Source organism: Candidatus Sororendozoicomonas aggregata (assembly GCF_031528575.1).
Taxonomy (GTDB): domain Bacteria; phylum Pseudomonadota; class Gammaproteobacteria; order Pseudomonadales; family Endozoicomonadaceae; genus Endonucleibacter; species Endonucleibacter aggregata.
This window is the reverse complement of sequence record NZ_JAVLSP010000158.1, coordinates 1-4,491: the sequence shown is the minus strand read 5'-3', so window position 1 is coordinate 4,491 and position 4,491 is coordinate 1. Positions and strand designations below refer to the sequence as shown.

The 4,491-nt window shown below is 42.1% G+C and carries 5 protein-coding genes; 2 read left to right on the top strand and 3 right to left on the bottom strand.

Annotated elements, in window-relative coordinates:
• Positions 1–186 precede the first annotated feature (186 nt).
• A complete protein-coding gene (mltA, locus tag V4C51_RS17225) occupies positions 187–1,215 on the top strand; it encodes a murein transglycosylase A (protein WP_330927413.1) in 1,029 nt (342 codons plus the stop codon).
• Positions 1,216–1,582: 367 nt separating this feature from the next.
• Here the strand turns inward: mltA and V4C51_RS17220 are convergent, their stop codons facing one another.
• Positions 1,583–2,065 carry a hypothetical protein gene (locus tag V4C51_RS17220; RefSeq protein ID WP_330927412.1) on the bottom strand — a complete coding sequence of 161 codons (483 nt, stop codon included), beginning with the start codon at positions 2,063–2,065 and terminating at the stop codon, positions 1,583–1,585.
• Positions 2,066–2,267: 202 nt separating this feature from the next.
• On the opposite strand from V4C51_RS17220, the gene V4C51_RS17215 reads away from it, so the two are divergent.
• The gene (locus tag V4C51_RS17215; protein ID WP_330927411.1) at positions 2,268–2,525 is read left to right on the top strand and encodes a hypothetical protein; all 258 of its coding nucleotides are present in this window, start codon (positions 2,268–2,270) and stop codon (positions 2,523–2,525) included.
• Between the two features lie 257 nt (positions 2,526–2,782).
• On the opposite strand, the gene V4C51_RS17210 is transcribed toward V4C51_RS17215, so the two are convergent.
• Both V4C51_RS17210 and V4C51_RS17205 read right to left on the bottom strand, forming a co-directional pair.
• Entirely contained in the window at positions 2,783–3,439 is a 657-nt protein-coding gene (locus V4C51_RS17210; protein ID WP_330927410.1) for a hypothetical protein, read from the bottom strand.
• A 123-nt stretch (positions 3,440–3,562) separates the two neighbouring features.
• The gene (locus tag V4C51_RS17205; protein WP_330927409.1) at positions 3,563–4,042 is read right to left on the bottom strand and encodes a hypothetical protein; all 480 of its coding nucleotides are present in this window, start codon (positions 4,040–4,042) and stop codon (positions 3,563–3,565) included.
• Positions 4,043–4,491: the final 449 nt, after the last annotated feature.

Genomic DNA, 4,491 nt, shown 5'->3' with positions numbered 1-4,491 from the left:
GAGGATAATAGTGGGGCTATTTGACGAAGAAGCAGGAATTTTTAGACCAATTTATCGCAACCGCAGTAGGGTAGTCTATTCTCGGACAGGCTCCTAGCGTAGTTAGAATGAATTATTGGTACAACGCCAGAGACTAAGAAGAGCCTGAATTCTCACCCCCCCTAAGATCAAGAGGCACTCACTACAATGATGAATAAGCTATTTGCGCCATTGGCTGCTCTGCTGACAGGATGCACTTCACTATCTTACAGTAACAACCTCCTTGAACCTGCCGGATTTTCTGATTTAAAAGGCTGGGATAATCAGCACATCGTAGAAGCCCGTTCGGCTATAAACAACAGCTGTCAGAAGCTGGACAGGAAAAATTATTCAGCTAACTTGCCTTTGGGCAGCTATTCGAAGTGGCAAAAGGTGTGTCAGCAGCTAGCCCGTGTTGATGATTCTCAGTTAACATCTTTCTTTGAAAAGCATTTTAATGTTGTGCAAATTGCCCCCGATAAGGCGGGGTTGTTTACTGGCTATTTCTCCCCCGTGTATGAAGGGCGACGGCACAAAGAACCGGGATTTGAAACACCGTTACTCAAGCTGCCTGATGGCGATCTGCGCAATAAGAGCCGGGCAGAGATTGCGCAATATATTGACTCTGGCAAGGTGTCAGCCGATCAGGTACTGGTCTGGCTAAAAAGTCCTGTGGACAGGTTTTTTCTGCAAATCCAGGGCTCGGGAACCATTGAATTAAAAGACGGTTCTCATTTGTATGCAGGTTACGCGGGCAATAATGGCGGTAAATATGTTGCTATTGGTCGAGCGCTAAAAGACAGAGGTGATTTAAAGACTGTCTCCATGGCTACCATCAAGCAGTGGCTTGCTGATAACCCTGAAAAACAACAGTCGTTATTTAATGAAAATCCACGCTATATTTTCTTCAAAGAAACTTCCACCGGCGCTATTACTGCCCAAGGCGTTCCTGCCACAGCTCACCATACACTGGCCGTTGATTCTTCCTTTATCCCCTACGGCTCCCTGCTGTGGGTCGATACAACGCTGACAATAAATCAGAAACCCTACAGGCAGCTTATGGTGGCACAGGATACTGGCAGCGCCATCAAAGGTGTTGCGCGCGGTGATATCTACATGGGAGTGGGTGAGCAGGCGGGAACCCTGGCAGGCGCTCAACAGGCACCAGGCAAACTGTACGCCCTGGTACCCAAATAAAAGTCATTTTTATTGTGTTATAGCAATAATCGTCTTTTCTAAAACGTTGTTCATGCTCTTCTGTGAACAGCCGAACCCATGATAAAAGCTGCCTGTTTTTCGATTTTCCGGGAGCTCGGCGGTGTAACGAAGAAAAGTCCAAGGCAGGCGGCTTTTATCTGCTGTTATCCACTGCTGTACTCTGTTGGCGGTGGTGTACTATCCCGCCCCTGGTGCTTACAAATCTGGGCTGAGAATTCTCCCACACAGGATCAGACTTTTTTCTACAGAAACGACCTTTTCTTTTCCTTTTATGGCGATTATGGCGACCATCACCACACGCAGACTTTTAAGACGGTTTCTTGAATGACACTATTAGCACTATTAGCTATGATGGGTTTTTGTTTACTGTTTTATTCAACTCAAGGTGACCTACTTTTAATGAAACAGTGATTTCTGCAATACCACCTTCATGAATCGAGGCATGCTTGGTCTGTTTGTTGGTAACAGATAGATGTTTATCGACATTATACGTCTTGCAATGTTGATTCCCGGCGATGAAAAGAGAAAGATTTTGTCGATTTTCCACGGTAAAAGAGTAACCACCGCATTTAAGTGTTACCACCATATCAGGACCGTAGACAGCTGTCTGCGACCCCGTCCACCCACCTTCCGCATTTGCGGCTATGGAGTCAGGTGGTTGATAAAACCAATAACCATGCTTGATCTTTTGGTGAGTTATTGTGCAAGTATATTTCGTTTTGTTAAAAGCGTGTACGTACAAAAAGCCTCCTGTTTCATAAGCAAAACCCGGATTGGTAAGAAATAGCATGGAAATGCAGGTTACGATGGCCTGTAATGCTCTGTTCATTCTGGTTCACTCATACAATAAAGTTGTAACCGGTAAAACATCTAATAAGAGACTTTGTAACTATAGTCATTCTATTTTGTAATTCTCATGTTTTTTGCCTGATTGTCATGTCAGAAAAGCATAAAAAGTTACCTGTAATTCCAGTCAATAATCGTCTTTTCTAAAACGTTGTTCATGCTCTTTTGTGTGAACAGTCGAACCCATGATAAAAGCTACCTGTTTTTCGATTTTTCAGGAACCCGGCGGTGTAACGAAGAAAAGTCCAAACGAGGCGGCTTTTATCCACTTTTATTCACTGTTGGCGGTGGTTTACTATCCCGCCGCTGGTACTTACAAATCTGGACTGAGAATTTTTCCACACAGGATCAGACTTTTTCCTACAGAAACGACCTTTTCTTTTCCTTTTATGGCGATTATGGCGACCACCACACGCAGACTTTTAAGACGGTTTCTTGAATGACACTATTAGCACTATTAAGTACATGACCATTTGCGTTTCAAGTTGGTCTACAGGCCTTGCAGGGCCTGCCAGCAAGAAAATATATGTTTTCATTTGGTCATGTACTTACCAAAAAATACCAAAAAAATACCAAAGGTGAATTTCAGTCGTTTGGAAGCAGATCTTCTGTACTTTTTTCAGGGTAATCAAGGGGACGTTCATTCAGAAAAGCCGGGAGATTTTCATGCAAAAGCACACACAAGGCCCACTATAGATGATCATTCAAATACAAACTTCCTGACATCGCATAAAAAATAATAATTTATCTGACCCATCGCCTTAAACTCCAAGTCATAGAGTTCATTATTTAAATCATCTTTATCCGCTAAATACTCACCTAATGTAGGAAAAAATAGATAGACTGTATCTCTGTTCCCTTCAGGTTCATAGCTTCCAAAGACATGAGAATCGCATATTTTTGAATTGAATTTGAATATATACCCAACGCCAAATCCATCAAATTTTAAAAACCTGATAACAGAATGCGGGTGTATACTAGGCCACATACTGCTTGGCGCACTAAGCCCCATCATGGAATAAAGCGCCAGTACGCGCAGTGGGTCTGGTCTGATCATATTAAAGAAACCATCTGCATAATTATTTCTTATTTTAGGAAGTGTTGTCGCAATTTCATAGGGCGGATTATCTGGGTGTAACATTCGGGGAATTCTGTTGGCAACAAGCGCCATTCTGTCTTTGGCAGCTATTGCGTCTTCGGCAGGAATACTGCTTGCAACGTGTTTGTTCGTGATAGTGAGCCAACTCACTGTCGCTAAAGTCTCAAGTGTCTCAAGCAGTGGTTGTGGCGTAAATAGTTCCAATGACAGACCTGGTAGGTATTCAGCACCAAAAGAAGCCGACTTTGCAATGGTCATACATTATACCCAAGGGTTCTGTTGCATCCAGAGCAAAGGGAACGAGAAGGACTCCCCTCTGGATACAATAATTAAACTGCCAGGAAACAGAAAGATTCCAGGTCATGAGTTTCTTCTGTTTTTTTATTTAAGCGTAAGTTGACTTCTATTCAAGGAAACAGTGATATTCGCAATACCCATTATATTCCTGGTTCTGGCATGCTGAAATTGTTTATTTGTTACCTTTACATGTTTATTTACACTATAAGTGCTGTTATTTTGATCACCCCCTTCCATCCAGGAAAAATTTTGTTGATTTCTCACGCTAAAAGAGTAACCACCGCATTCAAATGTTAAAGCCATATCAGGACCACGGTAAGTCTGTTTTCCCTCCCAAAAATCTGATTTATGTGGACCTACTGAACCGGGTGGTTTGTGAGACCAATTACCATGCTTAAGATGAATGCCTGATGATTTACAGGTATAACCGGTAGCGTTATGAAAATTAACCCGCAAATGGCCTGAAGGGAGATTAGTAGGATCAACAGGCTCAGAAGCATAACCAGAATTTAAAAGAAATATCGTGGAAATGAAAACGGCAGTAGTCAATAACACCCTGTTCATACTGATCACCTCATGCAATAAAATTGTAACCACTAAGACATCTGCACAGGCAATAAAAAATAGCTACTCAAATTGCCACCTAACGTATTGTACAGAATAACGTTTGTACCATGCTGTACAGTGATGCCTGGATTCAAGGCATCCAGGAGCCTGTGTGGCTTAAGCCAACATGATTTTCAAGCAAAAAAGATAAGAATCTGCAGACAATTTAACTGTCTTTGCGATGCTTGACCATGGACAATTAACTGGAGGTTTTATAATTGAAACCACTATACTTTGCGGTGTTAATGATTTCTACTCGGTTTTAAAACCATAATAGAATAAAAAATTATCTGTAATTCCAATAAAAAAACTAATTAACTAAAGATGTCGTTTAGTAAAAGCATAAGTCCGGCAGGCTCCTAGGAGGCTGTCCGAGAATAGACTGCCCTACTGCGGTGGCAGCAAAT

Excerpts from the sequence above, each read along its gene's own strand:
- V4C51_RS17210 (WP_330927410.1), bottom strand. The coding sequence starts at position 3,439 with ATGACCATTGCAAAGTCGGCTTCTTTTGGTGCTGAATACCTACCAGGT.
- V4C51_RS17215 (WP_330927411.1), top strand. The coding sequence starts at position 2,268 with ATGATAAAAGCTACCTGTTTTTCGATTTTTCAGGAACCCGGCGGTGTA.
- V4C51_RS17205 (WP_330927409.1), bottom strand. The coding sequence starts at position 4,042 with ATGAACAGGGTGTTATTGACTACTGCCGTTTTCATTTCCACGATATTT.
- V4C51_RS17220 (WP_330927412.1), bottom strand. The coding sequence starts at position 2,065 with ATGAACAGAGCATTACAGGCCATCGTAACCTGCATTTCCATGCTATTT.
- mltA (WP_330927413.1), top strand. The coding sequence starts at position 187 with ATGATGAATAAGCTATTTGCGCCATTGGCTGCTCTGCTGACAGGATGC.